The organism is Pseudomonas sp. TH31 (genome assembly GCF_016650815.1).
Lineage (GTDB): Bacteria > Pseudomonadota > Gammaproteobacteria > Pseudomonadales > Pseudomonadaceae > Aquipseudomonas.
Window position 1 is genome coordinate 1 of sequence record NZ_JAEKEZ010000020.1, and the last position, 501, is coordinate 501.

Consider the following 501-nt stretch of genomic DNA (forward strand, 5'->3'; position numbering starts at 1 on the left):
GTCAGTGCGAGCAGCACCGATGCGGTCAACGGCAGTCAGCTATTCGCCACCAACACGTCGATGAGTACTCTCGGCACTCAAACCACGATCCTGGGCAACAGCTCGGCCAGTACCCTGGGCGGTGGCGCGACCTATTCGCCTACTACTGGTCTTACTGGTTTCAGCCAGCCGATCAACACTGTCAGCACCACCGGTGCGGTAGGTTCCACCACGGCACAAACCAGCGTAGCGGGGGCGCTGACCGCGTTGAATAGTGATGTGGTCAACACGGCCAATATTGCAGTGAAATACGATGCCCTGGGTGGCAACACCATTACCCTGGGGGCTACGGGCGGTGCGGGGGCTCCGGCAGGCGGTGTGAAAATCACCAACCTGACTGCTGGCACCTTAAGTGCGGCATCAACTGATGCGGTCAACGGTGCGCAGTTGTATGCGACCAACCAGACCATTGGTGACATCGTCAACAACGGCGCTGGCATCAAATACTTCCACGCCAACTCG

1 pseudogene is annotated in these 501 nt (G+C 58.9%); it reads left to right on the forward strand.

Annotation, left to right across the window (positions count from 1 at the left end):
* A pseudogene (locus JFV26_RS14550) lies at window positions 1-501 on the forward strand (hypothetical protein); the annotation flags it as partial.